This window comes from Variovorax sp. GW823-FHT04B03 (assembly GCF_058796495.1).
On the sequence record NZ_JBXAIT010000004.1, the window covers coordinates 1 to 22,597 of the forward strand.

22 protein-coding genes are annotated in these 22,597 nt (G+C 69.8%); 11 read left to right on the forward strand and 11 right to left on the reverse strand.

Features of this window, described 5'->3' with window-relative positions; all coding sequences use genetic code 11:
* Nucleotides 1-862, forward strand: an 862-nt coding sequence (locus AC1RAD_RS17405) for an N-acetylmuramoyl-L-alanine amidase family protein (protein ID WP_492736235.1), incomplete at its 5' end; no start/stop codon positions are given.
* 1 nt (nt 863) lies between these two features.
* Here AC1RAD_RS17405 and AC1RAD_RS17410 read toward each other — a convergent pair.
* Nucleotides 864-1,364, reverse strand: coding sequence for a DUF2938 domain-containing protein (locus AC1RAD_RS17410; protein ID WP_492736237.1), 501 nt, complete (start codon nt 1,362-1,364; stop codon nt 864-866).
* On the reverse strand, nt 1,357-2,226 hold the full coding sequence (locus tag AC1RAD_RS17415) for a class I SAM-dependent methyltransferase (protein ID WP_492736239.1): 870 nt from the start codon (nt 2,224-2,226) through the stop codon (nt 1,357-1,359). The genes AC1RAD_RS17410 and AC1RAD_RS17415 overlap by 8 nt, the downstream gene beginning before the upstream one ends.
* 85 nt (nt 2,227-2,311) lie before the next feature.
* Here AC1RAD_RS17415 and AC1RAD_RS17420 point away from each other — a divergent pair, with 85 nt between their 5' ends.
* Nucleotides 2,312-2,740 carry a helix-turn-helix domain-containing protein gene (locus AC1RAD_RS17420; protein WP_070063064.1) on the forward strand — a complete coding sequence of 143 codons (429 nt, stop codon included), beginning with the start codon at nt 2,312-2,314 and terminating at the stop codon, nt 2,738-2,740.
* Nucleotides 2,741-2,869: 129 nt separating this feature from the next.
* On the forward strand, nt 2,870-3,160 hold the full coding sequence (locus AC1RAD_RS17425; protein WP_223301444.1) for a YMGG-like glycine zipper-containing protein: 291 nt from the start codon (nt 2,870-2,872) through the stop codon (nt 3,158-3,160).
* 74 nt (nt 3,161-3,234) lie between these two features.
* Here the strand turns inward: AC1RAD_RS17425 and AC1RAD_RS17430 are convergent, their stop codons facing one another.
* Nucleotides 3,235-3,900, reverse strand: a complete 666-nt coding sequence (locus AC1RAD_RS17430) for a DedA family protein (protein WP_062478522.1) — start codon at nt 3,898-3,900, stop codon at nt 3,235-3,237.
* Nucleotides 3,901-3,949: 49 nt separating this feature from the next.
* On the opposite strand from AC1RAD_RS17430, the gene AC1RAD_RS17435 reads away from it, so the two are divergent.
* Both AC1RAD_RS17435 and AC1RAD_RS17440 read left to right on the forward strand, forming a co-directional pair.
* Nucleotides 3,950-4,459: a GNAT family N-acetyltransferase gene (locus tag AC1RAD_RS17435; RefSeq protein ID WP_492736241.1), complete on the forward strand. Its 510-nt coding sequence runs from the start codon at nt 3,950-3,952 to the stop codon at nt 4,457-4,459.
* On the forward strand, nt 4,456-5,394 hold the full coding sequence (locus AC1RAD_RS17440) for a LysR family transcriptional regulator (RefSeq protein ID WP_062478516.1): 939 nt from the start codon (nt 4,456-4,458) through the stop codon (nt 5,392-5,394). The genes AC1RAD_RS17435 and AC1RAD_RS17440 overlap by 4 nt, the downstream gene beginning before the upstream one ends.
* A gap of 4 nt (nt 5,395-5,398) precedes the next feature.
* Here AC1RAD_RS17440 and AC1RAD_RS17445 read toward each other — a convergent pair whose 3' ends face one another.
* The 3 genes from AC1RAD_RS17445 to AC1RAD_RS17455 all read right to left on the reverse strand — a co-directional run bounded on the left by AC1RAD_RS17445 (nt 5,399) and on the right by AC1RAD_RS17455 (nt 9,739).
* Nucleotides 5,399-6,751 carry an MFS transporter gene (locus tag AC1RAD_RS17445; RefSeq protein ID WP_492736243.1) on the reverse strand — a complete coding sequence of 451 codons (1,353 nt, stop codon included), beginning with the start codon at nt 6,749-6,751 and terminating at the stop codon, nt 5,399-5,401.
* Between the two features lie 46 nt (nt 6,752-6,797).
* Nucleotides 6,798-7,619, reverse strand: a complete 822-nt coding sequence (locus AC1RAD_RS17450; RefSeq protein WP_492736245.1) for a fumarylacetoacetate hydrolase family protein — start codon at nt 7,617-7,619, stop codon at nt 6,798-6,800.
* Between the two features lie 329 nt (nt 7,620-7,948).
* Nucleotides 7,949-9,739, reverse strand: a complete 1,791-nt coding sequence (locus tag AC1RAD_RS17455; protein WP_153283101.1) for an IlvD/Edd family dehydratase — start codon at nt 9,737-9,739, stop codon at nt 7,949-7,951.
* A 238-nt stretch (nt 9,740-9,977) separates the two neighbouring features.
* Between AC1RAD_RS17455 and mutL the strand changes: the two genes are divergently transcribed.
* Nucleotides 9,978-11,867: a DNA mismatch repair endonuclease MutL gene (gene mutL, locus AC1RAD_RS17460; protein WP_492736247.1), complete on the forward strand. Its 1,890-nt coding sequence runs from the start codon at nt 9,978-9,980 to the stop codon at nt 11,865-11,867.
* On the opposite strand, the gene AC1RAD_RS17465 is transcribed toward mutL, so the two are convergent.
* Nucleotides 11,851-13,425 carry an MFS transporter gene (locus tag AC1RAD_RS17465; RefSeq protein WP_492736248.1) on the reverse strand — a complete coding sequence of 525 codons (1,575 nt, stop codon included), beginning with the start codon at nt 13,423-13,425 and terminating at the stop codon, nt 11,851-11,853. The genes mutL and AC1RAD_RS17465 overlap by 17 nt on opposite strands.
* A 103-nt stretch (nt 13,426-13,528) precedes the next feature.
* On the opposite strand from AC1RAD_RS17465, the gene AC1RAD_RS17470 reads away from it, so the two are divergent.
* Nucleotides 13,529-14,332 carry a helix-turn-helix transcriptional regulator gene (locus tag AC1RAD_RS17470; protein WP_492736249.1) on the forward strand — a complete coding sequence of 268 codons (804 nt, stop codon included), beginning with the start codon at nt 13,529-13,531 and terminating at the stop codon, nt 14,330-14,332.
* Nucleotides 14,333-14,547: 215 nt separating this feature from the next.
* Nucleotides 14,548-15,540 carry an alpha/beta hydrolase gene (locus tag AC1RAD_RS17475; RefSeq protein WP_447745695.1) on the forward strand — a complete coding sequence of 331 codons (993 nt, stop codon included), beginning with the start codon at nt 14,548-14,550 and terminating at the stop codon, nt 15,538-15,540.
* A gap of 31 nt (nt 15,541-15,571) precedes the next feature.
* Here AC1RAD_RS17475 and AC1RAD_RS17480 read toward each other — a convergent pair whose 3' ends face one another.
* Genes AC1RAD_RS17480 through AC1RAD_RS17490 form a run of 3 tightly spaced genes read right to left on the reverse strand, consistent with a single transcriptional unit; the run spans nt 15,572 to nt 18,708 of the window.
* On the reverse strand, nt 15,572-17,836 hold the full coding sequence (locus AC1RAD_RS17480) for a xanthine dehydrogenase family protein molybdopterin-binding subunit (protein ID WP_492736251.1): 2,265 nt from the start codon (nt 17,834-17,836) through the stop codon (nt 15,572-15,574).
* Between the two features lie 13 nt (nt 17,837-17,849).
* A complete protein-coding gene (locus AC1RAD_RS17485; protein WP_492736253.1) occupies nt 17,850-18,323 on the reverse strand; it encodes a (2Fe-2S)-binding protein in 474 nt (157 codons plus the stop codon).
* A gap of 37 nt (nt 18,324-18,360) precedes the next feature.
* Entirely contained in the window at nt 18,361-18,708 is a 348-nt protein-coding gene (locus AC1RAD_RS17490; protein ID WP_492682667.1) for a c-type cytochrome, read from the reverse strand.
* Nucleotides 18,709-18,912: 204 nt separating this feature from the next.
* Between AC1RAD_RS17490 and AC1RAD_RS17495 the strand changes: the two genes are divergently transcribed.
* The 3 genes from AC1RAD_RS17495 to AC1RAD_RS17505 all read left to right on the forward strand — a co-directional run bounded on the left by AC1RAD_RS17495 (nt 18,913) and on the right by AC1RAD_RS17505 (nt 21,540).
* On the forward strand, nt 18,913-19,842 hold the full coding sequence (locus tag AC1RAD_RS17495; RefSeq protein WP_492736255.1) for an AraC family transcriptional regulator: 930 nt from the start codon (nt 18,913-18,915) through the stop codon (nt 19,840-19,842).
* A gap of 64 nt (nt 19,843-19,906) precedes the next feature.
* A complete protein-coding gene (gene miaA, locus AC1RAD_RS17500) occupies nt 19,907-20,893 on the forward strand; it encodes a tRNA (adenosine(37)-N6)-dimethylallyltransferase MiaA (protein ID WP_492736257.1) in 987 nt (328 codons plus the stop codon).
* The gene (locus AC1RAD_RS17505; RefSeq protein WP_307589185.1) at nt 20,890-21,540 is read left to right on the forward strand and encodes an ABC transporter ATP-binding protein; all 651 of its coding nucleotides are present in this window, start codon (nt 20,890-20,892) and stop codon (nt 21,538-21,540) included. The genes miaA and AC1RAD_RS17505 overlap by 4 nt, the downstream gene beginning before the upstream one ends.
* Nucleotides 21,541-21,546: 6 nt before the next feature.
* On the opposite strand, the gene AC1RAD_RS17510 is transcribed toward AC1RAD_RS17505, so the two are convergent.
* Entirely contained in the window at nt 21,547-22,503 is a 957-nt protein-coding gene (locus AC1RAD_RS17510; RefSeq protein ID WP_492736259.1) for a threo-3-hydroxy-L-aspartate ammonia-lyase, read from the reverse strand.
* Between the last annotated feature and the right edge of the window lie 94 nt (nt 22,504-22,597).

Below are 22,597 nucleotides of genomic sequence, written 5' to 3' on the forward strand. Positions count from 1 at the left end.
CTCCGGCCCCGCGCCGGCCTTGCCGCCCGGCGGCATGCCGCTGCCGCCGGCACCGCCGCCCGTGGTGGCCGCAGCGCCCCCGGCCCGACCCGTGACACCGCCCGGTCCGCCGCCGCGCGCCACGGCCAGCCGCACCGACCGCATCATCATCGTGGCGCTCGACCCCGGCCACGGCGGCGAAGACCCCGGCGCCATCGGCCCGAACGGCACGCGCGAGAAAGACATCGTGCTGCAGGTGGCGCACCGCCTGCGCGAGCGCATCAACGCGGCCAGCGTCAACGGCAGCCCGATGCGCGCCTTTCTCACGCGCGACGCCGACTTCTTCGTACCGCTGGGCGTGCGCGTGCAGAAGGCGCGGCGCGTGCAGGCCGACCTGTTCGTGAGCATCCACGCCGACGCCTTCACCACGCCCGCCGCGCGCGGCGCCAGCGTGTTCGCATTGAGCCAGAGCGGCGCCTCCAGCAGCGCCGCGCGCTGGCTGGCCAACAAGGAAAACGACGCCGACAAGGTCGGCGGCGTGAACGTGGGCAACCACGAGGCCCAGGTGCAGCGCGCGCTGCTCGACATGAGCACCACCGCGCAGATCAACGACAGCCTGAAGCTCGGCGGCGCGATGCTCGGCGAAATCAAGGGCATCGGCGCGCGGCTGCACAAGGCGCAGGTCGAGCAGGCCGGTTTCGCGGTGCTGAAGGCGCCCGACATCCCGAGCGTGCTGGTCGAGACCGCCTTCATCAGCAACCCCGAGGAAGAAGCCAACCTGCGCCGCGCCGACTACCAGGAGAACCTGGCCGACGCGCTGATGCGCGGCATCCAGCGCTACTTCGCGCAGAACCCGCCGCTCGCGCGCAGCCGGCAGCTCTAGGCTAGAAGCCCGCCACGCGGGCGACCCACGCGGCCAGGTAAAGACCGATGCCGAAGACGCTGTGCGTGATCAGGCTCTGGAACCGCGCCATCGCAGGGCGCGGCGTGCGGCGCGCCGCAAAGCCCGCGCCCATCGCGGGCTGCATCACGCAGAACGGCACGAGCACGGTGCCGATGCCGACGATCAACGCAGGCACCAGCGTCGGCTGGCGCGCCCATTCCAATCCCCAGCCCGCGAGCAGCACGGCCGCGAACGCGATGCCGAGCAGGTAGTGCGCGGTCCAGCCGATGACGCCCTCGCCGGCCACGCGCGGCGACTTGCCGATGGGGTCGTGAAAGAAGCGCCCGCGCGTCAGGTGCACGAGCCAGCGGCCCACGAGCGCGTAGTCCAGCGACGGAATGCCGAACAGGCGCTGGCGCAGCACGGCCCACAGGTCCATCACCACGGTCGCGCCGACGCCGATCCACAGCGTGCGCAGTGCGCATTCGACCGCCTCAGACATGGCCGCGCTCCCGCATCGGGGCGCGCGCCGCGATCATCCAGCAGGCCGCGACAAAGCGCACGTCGTCGCCCTGCACATAGGGCGCGAAGGCGGCATGCAGCGTCTCGACGGCCTGCGCGCGCGTTGCGTCATCCACCCCCTGCAGGACCAGGCCGACCGGCCCGAGCCACGTGAAGTAGTCGGCCAGCGCCGTCGTGGGGAACGCGCATTCGACCTCGAAGGGCTGGATGTCGACCTCGCCCCATCCGCTCGCCTCGAGGATGCCCGCCACCCGCGCGCGGTCGGCAAACGCGAACTGGCCCGGTGCGTTCGGCTGGCGCGGCGGCAGGCCGGGCAGCAGCGGCGCGGCGGCGCGCTCGGCCGTGGTCATGAACGGGTTGTCGGCCCCGCCGCGCCAGGCGATGCAGCGCAGGGCCGCGCCGTCGGTCGCCGCATGCCGCAGGTTCGCGAAAGCCCGCACCGGGTCGTCGAAGAACATCACGCCCAGGCGCGAGATCACCGTGTCGAACGCGGCCGGCTCGAAGGCGTGGCCCTGCACGTCGGCGCAGACGAAGCGGGCCGACGGGAGCACCTCGCGTGCAGCGCGGGCCTTCGCCGCCTCGATCATCGGTGCCGAGATGTCGACGCCGAGGCACTGGCCCGCCGGGCCGAGTTGCCGCGCCACGGCGAGCGTCGTGCGGCCGGTGCCGCAACCCACGTCGAGCACGCGGCGGGCGCCCACGGCGCGCACCGCGTCGCTCAGCCGCGCTTCGAGCGGCTGGAACATCGCGTCGAGCACGGCCTGCGTCCGGACCCAGGCGCTGCCGGCGTGGCCGTTCCACAAGGCGGCCTGTTCGGCATTGGCGGGAGATGTGTCGTCCATGATCGTTTTCCTTCAGGTGCCTTCAAGCGGCGAGAGCTAGACTGTGCCAATTCAAGTCGACTTGAAGTCAAGAGGGGGCCGGCACATGGACATTTCGGAAGTCGCGCAACGCGCCGGCGTTCCCGCCTCGACGCTGCGCTTCTATGAAGAAAAAGGGCTGATCGCCTCGACCGGCCGGCACGGCCTGCGCCGCGTGTTCGCGCCCGAGGTGCTGGAGCGGCTGGCGCTCATCGCGCTGGGGCGCGCCGCCGGTTTCTCGCTGGAGGAAATCGGCCACATGTTCTCGCCCGAAGGCAAGCCGCGCATCGACCGGCAGGTGCTCGCGGACAAGGCGCAGGACCTCGACCGCACGATCCGCCAGCTCACGGCGATGCGCGACGGCCTGCGGCATGCGGCGGTCTGCCCCGCGCCCAGCCACATGGAATGCCCTACCTTCCGCCGCATCCTGCGGGCGGCGTCGTCGGGCGCGCTGGAAGCCCCGAAGAAGAAGACGCCGAAGCCGCGAACCCCCTAGCCACACGTGCTTTCAGGCGTTACGTTCCGCAACACGCGCCCCTGCGCACAGGCAAGCGCGGCAGGCTCCTACACCGCGAAATGCATACTTTTGACCATGATGAGCCATCACTCTCGAAAGGTGGACCTCATGTTGAAGACACGTCTCTGGATCGCCGCTGCAGCTGCCACTTCGGTCATGACGCTGGCAGGTTGTGCGAGCGGTCCGAACCAGAACCTCGGCACCGGCATTGGCGCACTCGGCGGCGCGGCGGTGGGCCATGCGATCGGCGGCAACACGGGCAGCACGCTCGGCGGCGCGGCCATCGGCGGCATCATCGGCAACCAGGTGGGCCGCAACGTCGACGAGCGCAACTACTACAACCAGCAACGCTACCCGCGCGGCAGTGGCTACTACCCGGACAACGGGCCGCGCTACTGATTGATCCTTCCAACCCTCAACGAAAAAACGCGCCCTCCGGCGCGTTTTTTTTCGGGGGGTGAGCCGAGAGCGGCTCAGGCCTGCGACGCCGCCGCCCGCGCCTTCTCGGCCTTCGAAGCGCGCCACGCGCCGAAGATGGCCAGCAGGCCGGGCACGAAGATCAGTGCCCAGATGATCTTGTCCAGGTGCTGGCGCACGAACGGCAGGTTGCCGAAGAAGTAGCCCGCGGTGGCGATGCCCAGCACCCAGATGAGCGCACCGCCCACGTTGTAGGCCGTGAACTTCGCGCGGTTCATCTCGGCCACGCCGGCCACGAAGGGCGCGAAGGTGCGAATGAAGGGCATGAAGCGCGCCAGCACGATGGTGATGCCGCCGTAGCGTTCGTAGAAGCTGTGGGCCTGGTCGAAGGCCTTGCGGTTGAAGAAGCGCGAGTTCTCCCACTGGAACACCTTGGGCCCGAAGTAGCGCCCGATCGAGTAGTTGCACTGGTCGCCCAGGATGGCCGCCGCGATCAGGATGCCGCAGGCCAGCGGAAAACTCATGAGGCCCACGCCGCACAGCGCGCCGACGATGAAGAGCAGCGAGTCGCCCGGCAGGAACGGCATGACCACCGCGCCGGTCTCGACGAACACGATCAGGAACAGCAGCGCATAGACCCAGGGGCCGTAGGCGACCACGAAGGCCTCGAGGTGTTTGTCGACGTGAAGGATGAAGTCGACGAGAAAGCTGATGATTTCCATGGGCGCGGATTATCCTTGTTGGCATGCCGCACCCTTTCCGAATCACCCCATGATCCAGATCCGCGAAGCCCTCGATACCGACTGGCCCGCCCTCTGGGCCGTCCTCGAACCGACGTTCCGCCGCGGCGACACCTACACCTACCCGCCCGATGTCACGGAGGAGCAGGCCCGCCACTCGTGGATGAAGGTGCCCACCCTGACCTTCGTGGCCTGCAGCGACGAAGGCGCCGTGCTCGGCACCTATGTGATCCGCCCCAACCAGCCCGGCCAGGGCGCGCATGTGAGCAACTGCGGGTACGTGGTGTCCGAGGCGGCGCGCGGCCTGGGCGTGGCCTCGGCGCTGTGCGAACACTCGCAGCAACAGGCCCTGCGCATGGGCTTCCTGGCGATGCAGTTCAACTTCGTCGTCTCCACCAACGAGCGCGCGGTGCGGCTGTGGCAGCACATGGGCTTCGCCATCGTCGGCACGCTGCCGGGCGCATTCAGGCATCCGCAGCTGGGCTTCGTGGACGCCTTCGTCATGTACAAGCAGCTGCAGCCTTTCCCCGGCGCGGCATGAAGAAGATCGAGCCCCGGCTCCTGCAGGCCTTCGTGGCCGTGGCCCGCGAGGGCTCGGTGTCGCGCGGCGCGCAGCGCCTGTTCCTCACACAACCGGCCGTGAGCCTGCAGCTCAAGGAACTGGGCGCGCTGGTCGAGCTGGAGCTGTTCCAGCGCACGCCCACCGGCCTGCTGCTCACGCGCGACGGCGCGGCGCTGCTCAACCACGCGGAGCATGCGCTCGAGAGCCTGAACGATTTCGCGGTGGCCGCCGAGCGGCTCAAGGGCGGCGTGCGCGGCTCGCTGCGCATCGGCACCATCCTCGACCCCGACTTCACGCGGCTCAGCCCCTTCCTCACCGAACTGGTGGCGCTGGCGCCCGAGCTCGAGACCGAGCTGCACCAGGGCACGAGCGGCGACGTGCTCGCCCAACTGCTCAACAAGGAACTGGACATCGGCTTCTACCTCGGAGACCCCGAGGCCACCGACCTGCCGCAGGCCAGCGCCGCGTCACGGCGCCACGACGGCGAGCTGTTCCATTCGCAGGTGCTGGCGCGCTTCAACTACCAGGTGATCGGCCCGAGCGGCTGGGCGCCGCAGGTGCTGGGCCGCGACTGGCCCGAGCTGGCCTACCTGCCGTGGGTGCTGGCACCGGCGACCTCCTCGCATTCGCGGCTGCTGGCGCCGGTGCTGCAGGCCCACAAGCTGGTGCTGAAGAAAGCCGCGCAGGCCGACCAGGAGATGTCGATGCTGGCGCTGGTGCGCGCCGGCGTGGGCATTTCGCTGGCGCGCGATGCGCTGGCGCTGCAGGCCAGCCAGCGCGACGGCCTGGTCATTGCCGACCGCGTGAGCATCGGCTGCGACCTGCGCTTTGTCTGCCTGGCCGGCGCGCTCAAGCGGCCGGAAGTCGACTGCGCGTGGCAGGCGCTGTCGCGCGTCTGGCGACAGGCCTTCTGAACGATCAGGCGCGCGCCCGGCCGTCGCGCACGGCCGCCGGCGCCGCAGCCGCCCCACTCTTCTTCGCCACGCGCCAGCCCTTGGGCATGAGCGCCAGCATCAGTGCGGCCAGCAGCGCCGCGCTGCCCAGCGTGTACAGCCCCGCGGCCGAGCCGCCGTGGTTCTGCTCCACGTAGGTCCGCAGGTTGGGCGCCACGAAGCCGCCCAGGTTGCCGATGGAGTTGACCAGCGCGATGCCCGTGGCAATGCCCAGCCCCGACAGCCGCTCCGACAGGAAGGCATAGAAGATCGGCGTGCCCGACAGGTAGGTCGACGCACCGATCGACAGCGCCGCGATCGCGAAAATCGGCGAGCCGTGCGCCGACAGGCACACGCACACGCCGAAGATCGTGTACAGCGTGGCCACGGTGACGCGGCGGCGGTCGTGGTGGCGGTCGGACCAGCGCGTGACGAAGTACACGACGAACAGCGCCAGCAGCCACGGGATGCTGGTGACGAAGCCGACCAGCAGGCCGATCTTCTGGCCCAGGATCTGCCCCACCTGGGTCGGGAGATAGAAGATGAGGCCGTAGGCGGCGATCTGCACGATGAAGAAGTTCAGCGCGAAGAACATGACCCGCGGATTGCACAGCGTCTGCCACACGGTCTGCGGGCTGTCGGCCGACTTCTCCGCCGCTTCCTGGTCGAGCACGGCCTGCAGTGCGTTCTGCTGCGCGGTCGTGAGCCAGGGCGCGTTGTGCGGCCGGTCGACGATGACGAAGAAGGCCACGATGCCCACCACCACGGCCATCAAGCCCTCGATGAGGAACATCCACTCCCAGCCCTTCAGGCCGCCGATGCCGTTCATGTCGAGCAGCGCACCGGAGATCGGCCCGCCGATGACGAGCGCGCCCGCAAAGCCGAACAGCAGGATGCCGTTGGCCTGCGCGCGCACCTTGGCCGGGAACCAGTAGGTCAGCGTGAGCAGCACGCCGGGGTAGAAGCCCGCCTCCGCGATGCCGAGCAGGAAGCGCAGCACGTAGAAGGAGGTCTCGGTGGTCGCGAACATCATGGCCGAGGCCACGAGCCCCCAGGTGACCATGATCCGGCACAGCCAGATGCGCGGGCCGACGCGCGACAAAATCACGTTGCTCGGCACTTCGAAGATCGCGTAGCTCACGAAGAAGATGCCGGCGCCGAGCGCGAAGGCGCTGTTGCTCAGGCCGGTGTCGATCTGCAGCGCCTGCTTGGCGAAGCCGACGTTCACGCGGTCGAGGATCGACATGATGTACATGACGATCAGCATGGGCAGCAGGCGCCAGCGCGCCTTGTGGATGGCGCCTGTGACCAGCTCGCCGTAGGGACTCGTGGTTGTCATTGTTGTTGTCTCCTGAATAGTTAGGTCTGTCTGGAAGCCGTGGAGGCTAGCCGCGTGCGACCGCGCCGTGGACCGGGTTGGTCACCGCGCCGAGCCCGTCGATCTCGACCGAGACCACGTCGCCGCGCTTGAGGAAGCGTGGCGGCTTCAGGCCCAGCCCGACGCCGGCGGGCGTGCCGGTGAGGATCAGGTCGCCGGGCTCCAGCGTGATGGCGCGCGAGAGGTACGCGATGAGGAACGCGACCGAGAAGATCATTTCGCTGGTGTTGGACGACTGCACGGCCTCGCCGTTGACGAGGCAGCGGATGCCCAGCGATTGCACGTCGGCCACTTCGTCGCGCGTGACGACGGTGGGCGCGAGCGGGCAGAAGCCGTCGAGCGACTTGCCGCGCACCCACTGCGCCTCGCCCAGTTGCACGTCGCGCGCGCTCACGTCGTTGGCTGCGACGTAGCCGAACACATGCGAGAGCGCATCCGCTTCGCTCACGCCTTGTGCGCGTTTGCCGATGACGACGCCGAGTTCGGCTTCCCAGTCGACCTTCTCGGTGAAGCCTTCGGGCCAGGTGATCGCATCGCCATCGGCGGCCAGCGTGTTGCTGAACTTCGCGAACACGACGGGCTTCTCGGGGATGGCCAGGCCGGTCTCGATGCAATGGTCGCGGTAGTTGGCGCCGATGCAGATGATGTTTCTCGGTGCGAACGGCAGCGTGGGCTTGACGTCGGCGAGGGGGATCGGCTGGCCTGCATCGCGCCAGGGCTTGCCTTCGACGATGTCCTGCATGCGGGCTGCATCGACGGGCTGCAGTGCGCCGTCCTTGATGTAACCCACGCGGGGGCCCTGCGGCGTTTGAACGCTCATCCACTTCATGTCTGACTCCTTCTTCTGATTTAAAAAATTCTGGGTGCGGGGGCGGGTTCATTCAGGGCGTGTGCTCAGGCCACCGGGTACTTCCCTCCGCGAATGTCCCCCGGGGCTTCGCCCCTCCTCCTTGATTTCGCTGCGGGAAGCACCCAGTGTCCTGAGCACGATGGGCGCGGTCGTTGTGCGGGCCGATCAACATGTGCTCTGAACACGCTCACGTCGATGGGGTGCCTTGCGCAGCGAAACCAAGGGGGAGGGGCGGAAGCCCGCAGGCCGGGGGACATTCGCGGAGCAAGGCTCCCCGTTGGCGGGAGCGTCGCCCTGAACAACCGTCCTCAGTGATTCCGACGCGGAATCCCCGCCGTCTGTGCCACGCGCTGGTACTTGGTCGCCGGTTTCAGCACCATGCCTTCGGACAGCGTGTCCACCATCGCGCGCTGGATCTCCTGCCATGGCGTCTGGCTCGCGGGAATCGGGTAACCGCCCTTCGCCTCGAGGTCGCGGGCGCGCGCTTGCAGCACCGCGTCGTCGACGAGCATGTTGACGGTGCGCTCCTTCAAATCCACGCGCACCTTGTCGCCGGTCTGCAGCAGCGCCAGGCCCGCGCCTGCGGCGGCTTCGGGCGAAGCGTTGAGGATCGACGGCGAGCCCGAGGTGCCCGACTGCCGGCCGTCTCCGATGCAGGGCAAGGCCGACACGCCGCTCTTGAGCAGGTGCGACGGCGCGCGCATGTTGACCACTTCCGACGAGCCCGGGTGCCCGATGGGGCCGACGCCGCGCATGAACAAGATGCAGCTCGCATCGATGTCCAGCGACGGGTCTTCGATGCGGGCTTCGAAATCTTCCGGGCCGTCGAACACGATGGCGCGGCCCACGAAGGCGTCGAGGTCGCCGGCCTTGCTGAGGTAGCGCGCGCGGAACTCGTCGGAGATGACGCTGGTCTTCATGATCGCGCTGTCGAACAGGTTGCCCGACATCACGAGGAAGCCGGCGTTCTCGCGCAGCGGCTGGTCGAAGGGGCGGATCACGTCGGCGTCTTTCACCGGCGCGTCGGCGCAGTTGACGGCCAGGGTGTGGCCGTTGACGGTGCGCGCGTCGGTGCGGATCAGGCCGTGGCGATGCAGCTCGGCTACGACGGCAGGCACGCCGCCTGCGCGGTAGAACTCCTCGCCGAGGTACTTGCCGGCGGGCTGCATGTCGAGCAGCAGCGGCACGTCGAGGCCGACCGTTTCCCAGTCCTGGATGTTGAGCTCGACGCCCGCATGCTTGGCGATGGCGATGAGGTGGATCGGCGCGTTGGTCGAGCCGCCGATGGCCGAGTTGACGACGATCGCGTTCTCGAAGGCCGAGCGCGTGAGGATGTCCGAGGGCTTGAGGTCTTCGCGCACCATGTCGACGATGCGCCGGCCGGTTTCGTAGGCCATCTGGCCGCGCTCGCGGTACGGCGCGGGAATGGCCGCGCAGCCGGGCAGGCTCATGCCCAGGGCTTCGGCCAGGGCGTTCATCGTCGAGGCCGTGCCCATCACGTTGCAGTGGCCGGCCGAGGGCACCGTGGAACCCACGAGGTCGATGTAGCCGGGGAAGTCGATGCTGCCCTTGGCGAACAGCTCGCGCGCCTTGAACAGCGTGGTGCCGGTGCCGGTGCGCTGGCCTTCGTGCCAGCCGTTGAGCATGGGCCCGCCCGACAACACGATGGCGGGGATGTTGGCGGTGGCCGCGGCCATCAGCGCGGCCGGCGTGGTCTTGTCGCAGCCGGTGGTCAGCACCACGCCGTCGATCGGGTAGCCGGTGAGGATCTCGACCAGCCCCAGGTAAGCCAGGTTGCGGTCGAGCGCGGCCGTGGGGCGGCGGCCGTTCTCCTGGATCGGGTGCATCGGGAATTCCATCGCGATGCCGCCCATCTCGCGGATGCCCTCGCGCACCCGCAGCGACAGCTCGCGGTGGTGGCGGTTGCAGGGCGTGAGGTCGGAGCCGCTTTGCGCGATGCCGATGATCGGCTTGCCCGATTGCAGCTCCTCGCGGGTGAGGCCGTAGTTCAGGAACCAGGCCAGGTGCAGGACCGAGAGTTCGCTGTGTTCGGGGTTGTTGAACCAGGCGGCGGAGCGCAGGGGGCGGGGTGTCGTCATGGCGTCGGCTTTCAGGGTGGTCGGCGAACGCGCGCGGCGGCCCCCTGCGCGGCATGGCGGTGGGCCATGGCGGTGTATTGGGTGTCTCCGGTGCGTTCTTGTTGTGCGAATACGTTGGCGAGAGGGAGCTTAGGTTTTCGCCTTCGCCAAAGCCAATGAGATCGGTTGAGGATCGGTATAAGCGCGCCAAATACACCGCCAACCGCCCTGCTCGGGCGCCGCTTTTAGAATGTTTCCGGTGAGTGCCCTACCCTCCTCCCTCCCCCCCGCCGAACGCCGCCCGATCCGTGAACTCCCCGACGAGCTGATCAGCCAGATCGCCGCCGGTGAAATGGTCGAGCGCCCCGCCTCGGTGGTGCGCGAACTGCTCGACAACGCGCTGGACGCCGGCGCGCGCCAGATCACCGTGCGGCTGGCCTCGGGCGGCGTGCGGCTGATCTCGGTCGAAGACGACGGCCTGGGCATTCCGCGCGAGGAACTCACGGTGGCGCTGCGTCGCCACGCCACCAGCAAGATCGCGAGCCTGAGCGACCTCGAAACGGTCGGCACCATGGGCTTTCGCGGCGAGGCGCTGGCGGCCATCAACGCGATCGCCGAGCTCAGCATCCTCTCGCGCTTCACCGGCGCCGACAGCGCCTACGTGCTCGACGGCGGCACCGGCGAGCTGCGGCCGGTGGCGCGCTCGGTGGGCACCACGGTCGAGGTGCGTGAGCTGTTCTTTGCCACGCCCGCGCGGCGCAAGTTCTTGAAGACCGACGCCACCGAGCTGGCCCACTGCATCGAGGCCGTGCGCCGCCATGCGCTGGCGCGGCCCGAGGTGGGCTTCTCGGTCTGGCACGACGGCAAGTTGATCGAACAATGGCGCGCCGCCGCCACGCCCGAGCAGCGGCTGGCCGATGCGCTGAGCGACGACTTCGTGTCGCAAAGCGTCTCCGTGCTGCGCGAAGGCGGCCCGGTGCGCGTGGTCGGCCGTGCCGGCATTCCCGATGCGGCGCGCTCGCGCAACGACCAACAGTTCTTCTACGTCAACGGCCGCTTCGTGCGCGACAAGGTGCTGTCGCACGCGGTGCGCAGCGCCTACGAAGACGTGCTGCACGGCCAGCGCCAGCCGGTGTACGTGCTGTACCTGGAGATCGACCCCGCGCGCGTCGACGTCAACGTGCACCCGACCAAGATCGAGGTGCGCTTCCGCGACGGGCGCGAGGTGCACCAGGCGGTGCGCCATGCCATCGAGGACGCCCTGGCCGCACCGCGCGCCGGCGATGCGCTGGCACCGGCCGACGCGCCGCCGCAGCCCTTCTTCAAGCAGACCCCACTGCCGCCGAGCGCCAGCTGGTCGCAGCCCGCGATCCCGTTCCAGGCGCGCGAGCGCGGTGCCGGCGACTTCGAGGCCATGTGGCCGCGGCGCACCGAGGAACAGGGACACGCGCCGGTCACGGCCCCGTCGCAGTGGCAGACCGAAGCGCCGGCGATGTCGTTCCGCGCACCGGTCGGGCTGCCGGAAGACGAAGCGCCCGCTCCCGCCCCCGTCATGAACCAGGACGCCTGGCCGCTGGGCCGCGCGCTGGCCCAGTTGCAGGGCATCTACATCCTGGCCGAGAACAGTCAGGGCCTGGTGATCGTCGACATGCACGCAGCGCACGAGCGCATCGTCTACGAGCGGCTCAAGACCCAGCTCGATGGCGCGGCCATCACGAGCCAGCCGCTCCTGATCCCGGCCACCTTCGCGGCCACGCCGCAGGAAGTGGCCACGGCCGAAGCCTGCGCCGAGGTGCTGCCCACGCTGGGGCTGGAGATCACGCCCTTCTCGGCCCGCACGCTGGCGGTGCGTGCCGTGCCCGGCACACTGGCCGACGGCGACCCGGTGGAGCTGGCGCGCAGCGTGCTCGCCGAGCTGGGCCAGCACGACGCGAGCACCGTGGTGCAGCGCGCGCAGAACGAACTGCTGTCGACCATGGCCTGCCACGGCGCGGTGCGCGCCAACCGCAAGCTCACCATCGACGAGATGAACGCCCTGCTGCGCCAGATGGAAGCCACCGAGCGCTCCGACCAGTGCAACCACGGCCGGCCGACCTGGCGCCAGCTGTCGATCCGCGAGCTCGATTCGCTGTTCATGCGCGGGCGCTGAGCCCGTCATCGGCGGCCACGCCGACATGCCGCAGCGTGACGGCAGCCAGCACCGCCAGGACCGCGATGCTGACGGCGCTGGTGGCTGCGGCGGCATTCAGTCCTGCGAGGAAGGCGGCTTGTGCTTGCTCCAGCACACCGACAGGCAGTTCGTGCGCCACCGATGTCGCGCCGGCCAGGCTGTCCGATACGGCGCGTTGAAGGTTCACGGCCATGCCATCGATCGGGTCGCCCATTCGCGTGCGATACACCGCCGTCGTCAGGCTGCCCAGCGTGGCGATGCCCACGGCCAGGCCCAGCTCCTGCACCGTTTCGGACAAGGCCGAGGCCGATCCCGCCTTCTCGGGCGGCGCGGCGCCCACGACCAGGTCGGTCCCCAGCGCGGCGATGGTGCCCAGGCCGAGGTACACGAGCGAGAACGCGGCCGTCACCCACGCAATGCCATGCGGCGTGCGATCGAGCTGGCTCAGCACCAGGTAGCCCACGACCGACAACCCCAGCGCGCCCGCCATCACATGGCCCGGCCGGATGCGCCGCGCGAGCAGCGGCGCCGTGGTGCCGGCCACCAGCATCGCAAGCGCCGGCGGCCCCATCCACAACCCGGCTTCCAGCGGCGACAGGCCCGCCACCAGCTGCAGGTACTGGGTCACCAGCAGCATCGTGCCGCCGACACCGACCAGCCCCACCAGCAACACCACGAGCGCGACGCTGAAGGCCCGGCTGGCGAACAGGCCGAGGTCGATCAGCGGATGGCGCAGCCGCCGTTGCCGCCGGACGAACCCCAGCGCGAACGCCAGCCCGCCGACGAGCGCCAGCACGGCCCCGACACCGATCCCGTCCTTCGCGACCTGCTTGATGCCGTAGACCACCGGCAGCAAGGCCAGCAGCGACAGCGCGACGCTGGGCAGATCGAGCCGCCCCTGCTGCGGCGCGCGGTACTCCGGCAGCAGGAACGGCGCCGCCACCAGCAGCAGCCCGACCACCGGCAGCGCGACGAGAAAGGCCGCGCCCCAGCCGTGGTGCGCCAGCAGCAGGCCGCCCACCACGGGCCCGGCCGCCATGCCGAGCGCGAACATGGTCGCCCACAGCCCGATCGCCAGCGCGCGCTGGTGCGGGTGCAGGAACATGTTGCTGATCAGCGCCAGCGTCGACGGCATCAGCGTCGCGCCCGCCACGCCGAGCACGGCACGCGCGGCGATCAGCTGGGCGGCGCTGGTCGAGCAGGCCGCCATGACCGATGCGGCCCCGAACGCCGCCGCGCCCACCATCAGCAGCTTGCGCCGCCCGATGCGGTCGCCCAGCGTGCCCATCGTGACGAGAAAGCCGGCAATCATGAAACCGTAGGCATCGACGATCCACAGCGCCTGCGCGCTCGTGGGGCGCAGGTCCAGGGCCAGCGCGGGCAGTGCGAGGTGCAGCAGCGTGAGGTCGAGGCCGAGCAGGAAGGTCGGCAGCGCCAGCAGCGCGAGCCCGGTCCATTCGCGGGCGCCTGCGCGGCCTTCGCGCCGCGCGGCCGGAAGGTGGTCGGAAAGGGAAAGTGAATCGCAAGGTGCGGTCAAAAGGGGCCTCCGGGTGCGCGTTCGGGTTGCGGAAGCCCCATCTTCAGGACAAGATCATCACATTACAATTTAAGCGTTTATCCTATTACTGGAGACAACAGCCTTGATCGAGCGCAGCCTCAGCCGCACCAAGAACGAGCTGTCGGAATTCCTGACCCGGCACCGCCGCAAGCTCACGCCCGCCGATGTGGGCCTGCCCTCGCAGGGGCGGCGCCGCACGCCCGGCCTGCGGCGCGAAGAAGTCGCGGTGATGGCCGGCGTGGGGCTCACCTGGTACACCTGGTTCGAGCAGGGGCGCGAGATCCAGGTGTCGCAGAAATTCCTGCTCGGCGTGGCGCACGCCCTGGAGCTGGACGACGCCGAGTGCAGCCACCTGTTCCTGCTGGCCCACCAGCGCCCGCCGCCGCCGGAGGCCCATCAGCAGGCGTCGGTCACGCCTCGCATCCAGCAGCTCATGGACGAGCTGCCCACCCGCCCCGCCTACGTGTTCAACCTGCGCTGGGACGTGGTGGCCTGGAACGCCGCGGCCGACGCGCTCTTCGGCTTCAGCGCGCGCGAGCGCGAGGCGCGCAACCTCCTTCGCATGGTGTTCGCCGACCCCGAGCTGCGCCGGCGCCTGCCCGCCTGGCGCGACGATGCGCCCGGGCTGCTGGCGCAATTCCGATACGACTTCGCCATCGCACCCGACGATCCGGCCATGCTGGGCCTGGTCGCGGACCTGCAAGCGCTCTCGCCCGACTTCCGCCGCTGGTGGGACACCCCCGACAGCGCGCCCGCCCGGCGCGGCCTCGGATGCGTACAGACGGCCGACAGCGGACCGTTGGAGTTTCACCACGAAACCTTGGTGGTCGACACGCACCGGCACCTGCGGATGGTGGTGTATTTCGTGCAGCCGGCGCCGGGCTGACCCCCGGGGCCTGTGCGGCAGATAAGCGCCGTCAGCGCCCATTTCGAGGGTTTTCGAGGGTTTTGTGGCGTCATCCACGGTGCGGGCACGCACGTTGCATGGTCTCGTGCCAGGCGCCGGCGAGCGCTGCACAGGGGGAGCTGACACGCGATGCCGACGCGTTTCAGAAAGCAAGCAGATGAACTTTCGGCCGACTTTCGCTGTCCCTCCACCCCATGATCAAACGCTGGCCCCTCCTCGCGTCCATCTTTTCGCTCTGTGCCCTCCTGGCAGCCGGCTGTTCGACCCTCGACGAACGCCAGCGCGAATGGATCTTCCAGCCCAGCGACCGCAGCTGGGGCAATTCGGCCCAGATGACCGAAGGCATGCAGGATGTCTGGATCGACTTCCAGTCGTCCATCACCGGTGAACCGGCGCGCCTGCACGGCCTGTGGCTCGGCGGCGCCCCCGAAACCACCGAGACCCCCGTGCTGCTGTACCTGCATGGTGCGCGCTACAACGTGGCCGGCTCGGCGCCGCGCATCCAGCGCATGCACGAGCTGGGCTTCTCGGTGCTGGCCATCGACTACCGCGGCTTCGGCAAGAGCTCCAAGGGCCTGCCCTCGGAAGCCTCGGCCCGCGAAGACGCCCGCGCCGCCTGGACCTGGCTCGCCGCACGCCACCCGCGCCAGCACCGTTACATCTTCGGCCACTCGCTGGGCGGCGCCATCGGCATCGACCTGGCGGCCACGGTGAACGACGAGAGCGGCACCATCGTCGAGAGCACCTTCACCTCCATCGCCGACGTGGCCAGCAGCTTCAAGTGGGGCTGGTTGCCCTTCGGCCCGTTCATCACGCAGCGCTTCGAGGCGATTCGCACCGTCAAGGACATCGGCGCGCCGCTGCTCGTGGTGCACGGCACCGCCGACAGCCTGATCAACCCGACGCTCGGGCGCAAGCTGTACGACGCGGCCACGGTGCCCAAGATGTTCGTGCTGGTCGAGGGCGGCTCGCACCACAACACCAACTCGGTGGGCGCGACGCAGTACCGCGCCGCGCTGTCGCAGCTGTTTCGCATGAAGCCCGAGGACAGCAGCACCGTGGCGGACAGCCGGCCGCAGCCGCGGCTGGTGTCGCCGCGGCCTGCACCGCCTTCCTTGCCTTCCGCGGCGCTGTCGCCGCAAGAGGTGCGGGGCGAGGCGCACACGCCCGCGCCCGCCGCCATCTAAACCGGCTTCTTCAACCGGTTCCGTTCCCGCGTCAGGCCGAGGCCAGGTCGAACGGCAGCTGGCGCAAGGGCTTGCCCGTCAGCCGCGCCACGGCATTCGCGAAAGCAGGCGCCAGCGGCGGCAGGCCGGGTTCCCCCATGCCCTTGGGCGCATCGGCACTCGGCACGATGTGCACGTCGAACTCGGGCACCTGCGTGATGCGCGCCACGCTGAAGTCGCCGAAGTTGCCCTGTTGCACGACGCCGTCCTTCAGCGTGATGGCGCTGCCCTGCAGGCAGGTCGACAGCCCCATCACCGCCGCGCCCTGCACCTGCGCCTCCACGCTGCGCGGATTCACCGCCAGGTTGCAGTGCACGCCCGAGGTCACGCGGTGCAGCACCGGCTGGCCGTCCTTCACCGACGCTTCGACCACATAGGCCACCACCGACTCGAAGGACTCGTGCACGGCCACGCCCCAGGCGCGGCCTTCGGCCAGCTTCTTCTTGCCGTAGCCGCTCTTGTCGACCGCCAGTTGCAGCGCGGCGCGGTGGCGCGGGTGCTTGTCGCCGAAGAGGTTCATGCGGTAGGCCACCGGGTCCTGCTTGGTCGTGCGGGCGATCTCGTCGATCAGCGTCTCCATCACGAAGGCGGTGTGCGTGGAGCCCACGCTGCGCCACCACAGCACCGGCACGTTGACCTGCGGATGGTGCACCGTGAGGCGCATCGGCACGGGGTACGGATCGCGCATGCCCTCCACCGCGGTGGCGTCGATGCCGTCCTTCACCATGGAACCCGCGAACACCGTGCCCGCGGTGATCGACTGGCCGACGATCACGTGGTCCCACGCCAGGATCTTGCCGCGTTCGTCGAAGCCGATGCGTGCGCGGTGCAGGTGCATGGGGCGGTAGTAGCCGCCCTTGATGTCGTCCTCGCGGCTCCACAGCAGGCGCACGGGGGCGTCTTTGAGGCCGGCGGTGCGCGCGGCCTTGGCGATCTCGCAGGCCTCGACCACGAAGTCGCTCGAGCCCACGAAGCGCCGGCCGAAGCCGCCGCCCGCCATCTGCACGTTCACCTTCACCTGCGCGGGGTCGAGCTTCAGCGTGCGTGCCGCGGCCTGGCCGTCGAGGTCGGCGGACTGCGTGCCGACCCACAGCTCGGCGCGGCCGTCCGACAGCTTCACGGTGCAGTTCTCCGGCTCCATGGGCGCGTGGGCCAGGTAGGGAAACACGAACTCGGCCTCGAGCTTGTGCGGCGCGCCGGCCAGCGGCGCCATGTCGGCGTCGAACTTGCGGTTGCCGGGGCGGCCGGCCAGTTCGCGGTACTGCGCCAGCTGCTTGTCGCTGTCGACCTTCTCCACCGCATCGGTGTTCCACTGCAGCTTGAGCGCGTCGCGGCCCAGCTTGGCGGGCCAGTAGCCGTCGGCCACCACGGCCACGCCCTCGGCGCCGCGGTCCAGCGGAATGCGCAGCACGGCCTTCACGCCCTTGACGGCGCGCGCCGCGCTGTCGTCCACCGAGGCCAGGCGGGCGCCGAACACGGGCGGATGCGCCACCACGGCCGTGAGCTGGCCGGGCTGCTTCACGTCGATGCCGAAGTCCTGTCGCCCGCTGCTCTTGGCGCGCGCGTCCAGGCGCGTGGTCGGGCGGCCGATGATCCGGAAGTCCTTCGGGCTCTTCAGCGTGACCGTCTCGGGCACCGGCAGTGCCATGGCCGCTTCGGCCAGCTCGCCGTAGCCCGCCTTGCGCCCGCCCGGGCCGATGACTGTGCCGGCTTGCGTGCGCAGCGTGGCCACGTCGACCTTCCAGCGCTGCGCCGCAGCCGACAGCAGCATGGCCCGCGCACGCGCGCCCAGTTCGCGGTACTGCGTGTAGCTGTTCTTGATCGAGTTGGAACCGCCCGTCAGGTGCATGCCGAACAGCGGGTCGGCGTAGGCGGCATCGTTGGTGCCGTTGCGGCTGCGCACCAGGGCCCAGTCGGCATCGAGCTCTTCGGCCAGGATCATCGGCAGGCCGGTCTGCACGCCCTGGCCGAACTCAAGGCGGTTGATGGTGACCGTGACCTCGCCGTTGGGCGCGATCTGCACGAAGGCCGAGGGCTGTTGCGTCGGCTTGAGCGCGCCGCCGGCCTTGGCCGGGCCGTCGGCCTGCGCCATGGCCAGGTGCGGAAAGGCGCCAAGCACGAGGCCGCCGGCGCCGGCCATCTTCAGGAAGCTGCGACGGGGCAGCGTGGCGGCCGCGTCGGCGTCATCGGTCGCAGGCTGGACCATCAGGCGCTGCAGCGCGCGCGGCAGGTCGTTGTAGTCGATGTTTGGCAGCATGTCGTCGGCTCCTTCAGGCGAGGGTCTTGGCCGCATCGGTCACCGCGGCGCGGATGCGGGCGTAGGTGCCGCAGCGGCAGATGTTGCCGGCCATGGCCGAGTCGATCTCGTCGGTGCTGGGCTGCTTGCCCTTGGGGAGCGACTGCAGGAAGGCCGTTGCGCTCATGATCTGGCCGCTCTGGCAGTAGCCGCACTGCGCGACGTCGTGCTTGACCCACGCGGCATGCACGGCCGCGCCGACGCGGTCGTTGCCGCCGGTCACGGCTTCGATGGTGGTGATCTTCTTGCCCTCGGCCGCCGCGATGGGCGTGATGCACGAGCGGATGGCCTGGCCGTCCATGTGCACGGTGCAGGCGCCGCACAGCGCGGCGCCGCAGCCGAACTTGGTGCCGGTCATGCCCAGCGTGTCGCGCAGGGCCCAGAGGATGGGGGTGCCGGGGTCGGCGTCGACCGTGTGGTCACGGCCGTTGACGTGGAGCGCGCTCATGTTGGTTTTCTCCGTGGGTAGGTGGGATGGGTCGGATTCACTTGGCGCCGTCGAGCACCCATTGCGCGAGCGCCTGAAGGTCCGCGTCGGGAACCTGGGCTTGCGCGGGCATGGGCATCGCGCCCCACTTGCCCGAGCTGCCGGCCTTCATGCTGGCCGCCAGCTGCGCGGCCGTGCCCTTGCCATCGCCGTAGCGCGCGCCGATTTCTTTCCAGGAAGGGCCCACCACCTTCACGGCGGCTTGGTGGCAGGCCACGCACGCGTACTTCTGCGCCAGCGCGGTGCTGGCGAAAGCGGGCGCGGACCCGGCCATGCTCGCGCCGATGGCCAGCGCGGCCACGAGCGAGGCGGTGATGCGATGCGGATGTCGTTCGTCGTGGGTCATTTCTTTTTTCATCATCGTGGAGGGGAAGCACGGTCCTCGCGCCGCACGCGGCAGGACTTCACGGCGGCCAGTGTCCGACGAAGCGCCCGCCGCCACTTGCCCAATCCGCGCGCGTTCTTGCCTGAAACAACGAGACTGCGCCAAAAACGCCAAGCGCATGAGAAGCGCCCGCTAGACTTTGCGCAAGCACCCGAAAGGATTCAGATGGAAGTGCTACAGCCGACGCAGCCAGACGATTCGGCCGTCCTCGGTGCCCTGGCCGCGGCCGTCGGGCGCATTGCCCGAAACGACGGCGACCACGCCACCGCCATTCCCGAGCTCTCGCTGCACCGTCGCAGCGCCGCGACCGAGCCCGTGCATTGCATCTACGGCTTCGGCCTGGGCATCACCGTCGGCGGACAGAAGCGCGCGGCGCTCGGCGACGAGATCTATGAATACGGCGCGGGCCAGTCGCTGCTGATCACGGCCGACCTGCCCGTGGTGGCGCACGTCACCCGTGCCAGCGCGGCGCAGCCCTTCCTGGGCCTCATGATCCGGCTCGATCCGCGCGCCATCGTGCAGGTGGCGACCGAGATGGCGCTGCCCCCGCCGTCCAGGGAGCCCCACAACCAGCGCGCCCTGTCGCTGGGCGCGCTCGACGCGACGCTGCTGGGCACCGTCACGCGGCTCGTCGAGCTGCTGGCCGAGCCCCAACTCGTTCCGCAGCTCGCGCCGCTGCTGCAAAAGGAAATCGTCGTGCGCCTGCTCGCCGGGCGCCACGGCCCGCAGCTGCAGCGCCTCATGACCGTGGGCTCGCCCAGCCAGCAGGTGGCGCAGAGCCTGGCGTGGCTCAAGATGAATTTCAGGAAGCCCGTGCAGGCGGACGAACTGGCCGCGTCGGCGCACATGAGCCCGTCGACCTACCGCCAGCACTTCCGCGCCGTGACCGGCATGAGCCCGATGCAGTACCTGAAGCAGCTGCGCCTGCAGGAAGCGCGGCAGCTGATGCTGAACCAGAACATCGATGCCGGCACCGCCGGCGTGCGCGTGGGCTACGAAAGCGCCTCGCAGTTCAGCCGCGAGTACGCGCGCCTGTTCGGTGCGCCGCCGCTGCGCGACATCCGGCGGATGCGGGACGCGACCGTCGTCGCCTGACGCACGGCGTCGCAGGCAAGCCCCGCGCTGCTGGCTGGCGCGCGCCATTTGCTACCCTCGACGCATGCCCCCCGCTTCCCCTGTTCCCCCGCGCTACATCGCGCTCGCCGGCCCCACTGCGTCCGGCAAGACCGCCGTGGCCCTGGCCGTGGCCCGGCTGCAGCCGGTCGAGATCGTCAGCGTCGACTCGGCGCTGGTCTACCGCGGCATGGACATCGGCACTGCCAAGCCCACCGCCGCCGAGCAGGCTGCGGTGCCGCACCACCTGATCGACATCCTCGATGCGCGCGACAGCTACAGCGCCGCCGCCTTCGTGGCCGACGCCACGCGCCTGATCGATGACATCCACGCACGCGGCGCGCTGCCGCTGCTCGTGGGCGGCACCATGCTGTACTTCAAGGCGCTGTTCGACGGCATCGACGCCATGCCCGCGGCCGACCCCGCCGTGCGCGCGCGCCTCGATGCCGAAGCCGCCGCGCTCGGCTGGCCCGCCATGCATGCGCGGCTCGCGCAGGTCGACCCCGTCACCGCCGCGCGGCTCGCACCGCAGGACAGCCAGCGCATCCAACGCGCGCTCGAGGTGTGGGAGAGCAGCGGCCAGCCGCTGTCGAGCTTCCATGCGAGCGACACCAAGGCCGCCAAGGCCGTCGACGGCGGCGTGCTCGTGTCGCTCGAACCGGAGGACCGCGCCTGGCTGCACGGGCGCATCGCCGAGCGCTTCGACGCCATGCTCGCGGCCGGTTTTCTCGACGAGGTGAAGGCGCTGCGCGCGCACGGCGACCTGTCGCCCGACCTGCCCTCGATGCGCTGCGTCGGCTACCGCCAGGCCTGGGAGATGCTCGACGCCTGCGGCGACGCACCGCCCGATGCCAAGGCGCTGGGCGAGTTGCGCGAGCGCGGCATCGCCGCCACGCGCCAGCTCGCCAAGCGGCAGATCACCTGGCTGCGCAGCATGCCGCAGCGCACCGTGATCGCCTGCGACGCGCCCGACGCGGTGCAGGCCGCCGTGCAGCACATCGCCCACATCGCACGCGGGGCGACGCCCGCATGACGCTGCACCTCTCCAACCTCGGCAAGCACTACGGCGACGCGCCCGTCTTCGAACACGTGAGCCTGCAGGTCGCGCCCGGCGAGTTCGTCGCCATCGTCGGCGAATCGGGCGTGGGCAAATCGACCCTGCTCAACTGCATGGCCGGCCTCGACACTTGGGACGAAGGCAGCGTGTCGCACGACGGCACCGACATCGGCGCGCTCGACGGCGAGGCCCGCGCGCTGTGGAGGCGCCAGCACGTGGGCTTCGTGTTCCAGGCTTTTCATGTGCTGCCGCACCTCGACGTGGCGCAGAACGTGTCGCTGCCGCTGATGCTCTTGGGCCGCCCGCGCGAAGACGCGCGCGTGGCCCACATGCTCGACGCCGTCGGCCTGCCCGGCATGGGCGCGCGGCTGCCGCAGACGCTCTCGGGCGGCCAGCTGCAACGCGTGGCGATCGCCCGCGCGCTGGTGCACCGTCCCGCGCTGCTGCTGGCCGACGAGCCCACCGGCAACCTCGACCCGTCCACCGCCGCGAAGGTGATGGACCTGCTGATCGGCCAGACGCGCGAGCACGGCGCCTCGCTGGTGCTGGTCACGCACTCGGAGAGCGCGGCGGCGCGCGCGGACCGGTTGCTGCACCTGACGGCGAGCGGTATCCGGGCCTGAGAAGAATCAGCCGATCAGCGAGGCGTAGCGCGACAGGTCGACGTTCCCGCCGCTGATCACGATGCCCACGCGCTGGCCTTCGATGGCCTTCGCAGCCGCGACGGCACCCGCGAACGCGAGGCACCCCGTCGGCTCCACCACCATCTTCATGCGCTCGGCGAAGAAGCGCATCGCCTCGACGAGCTGCTCGTCGGTGACGGTGAAGATGTCGTCCACATCACGCTGGATGATGCCGAAGGTGTACGCGCCCAGGTGCTGCGTCTGCGCACCGTCGGCGATGGTCTTGGGGGTTTCGATGTGCACGATCTTCCCGGCGCGCAGCGACTGCTGGCCGTCGTTGCCGGCCTCGGGCTCCACGCCGTAGACCTTGCAGGCGGGCGACAGCGCACGCGCCGACAGCGCCGAGCCCGAGAGCAACCCGCCGCCGCCGAGGCACACGAAGAGGTGATCGAGCGGGCCGGTCTCTTCGATGAGTTCCTTCACCGCCGTGCCCTGCCCCGTGAGCACGTCGGGGTGGTCGTAGGGCGGAATCATCGTCATGCCGCGCTCCTGCGCGAGCCGCTTCGTCAGCGCCTCGCGGTCTTCGGTGAAGCGGTCGTACATCACCACTTCGGCGCCGTAGCCCTTGGTGGCGGCAACCTTGGCGGCGGGTGCGTCCTTGGGCATGACGATCACGGCCGGCATCGACAGCAGGCGCGCCGACAGCGCGATGGCCTGCGCGTGGTTGCCTGACGAGAAGGCGATGACGCCGCCCTGGCGCTGCGCCGCGTCGAACTTCGACAGCGCATTGAACGCACCGCGGAACTTGAACGCGCCCATGCGCTGGAAGTTCTCGCACTTGAAGAAGAACTGCGCGCCCCAGCGCTCGTTGGCGGTGGTCGATTGCAGCACCGGCGTGCGGTGGGCATGGCCTTCGAGCCGCGCGGCCGCGGCGATGACGTCGTCGTAGGTAGGGAGTTGCATGGGTCGAGCTTAGCGGCGGCGCGCCGTTCCTTGCAGCCCCGATGGGTAAAAACCCGGGGATGCGCCCCGCCGCCGAAGTCCGTACTCTGTATAC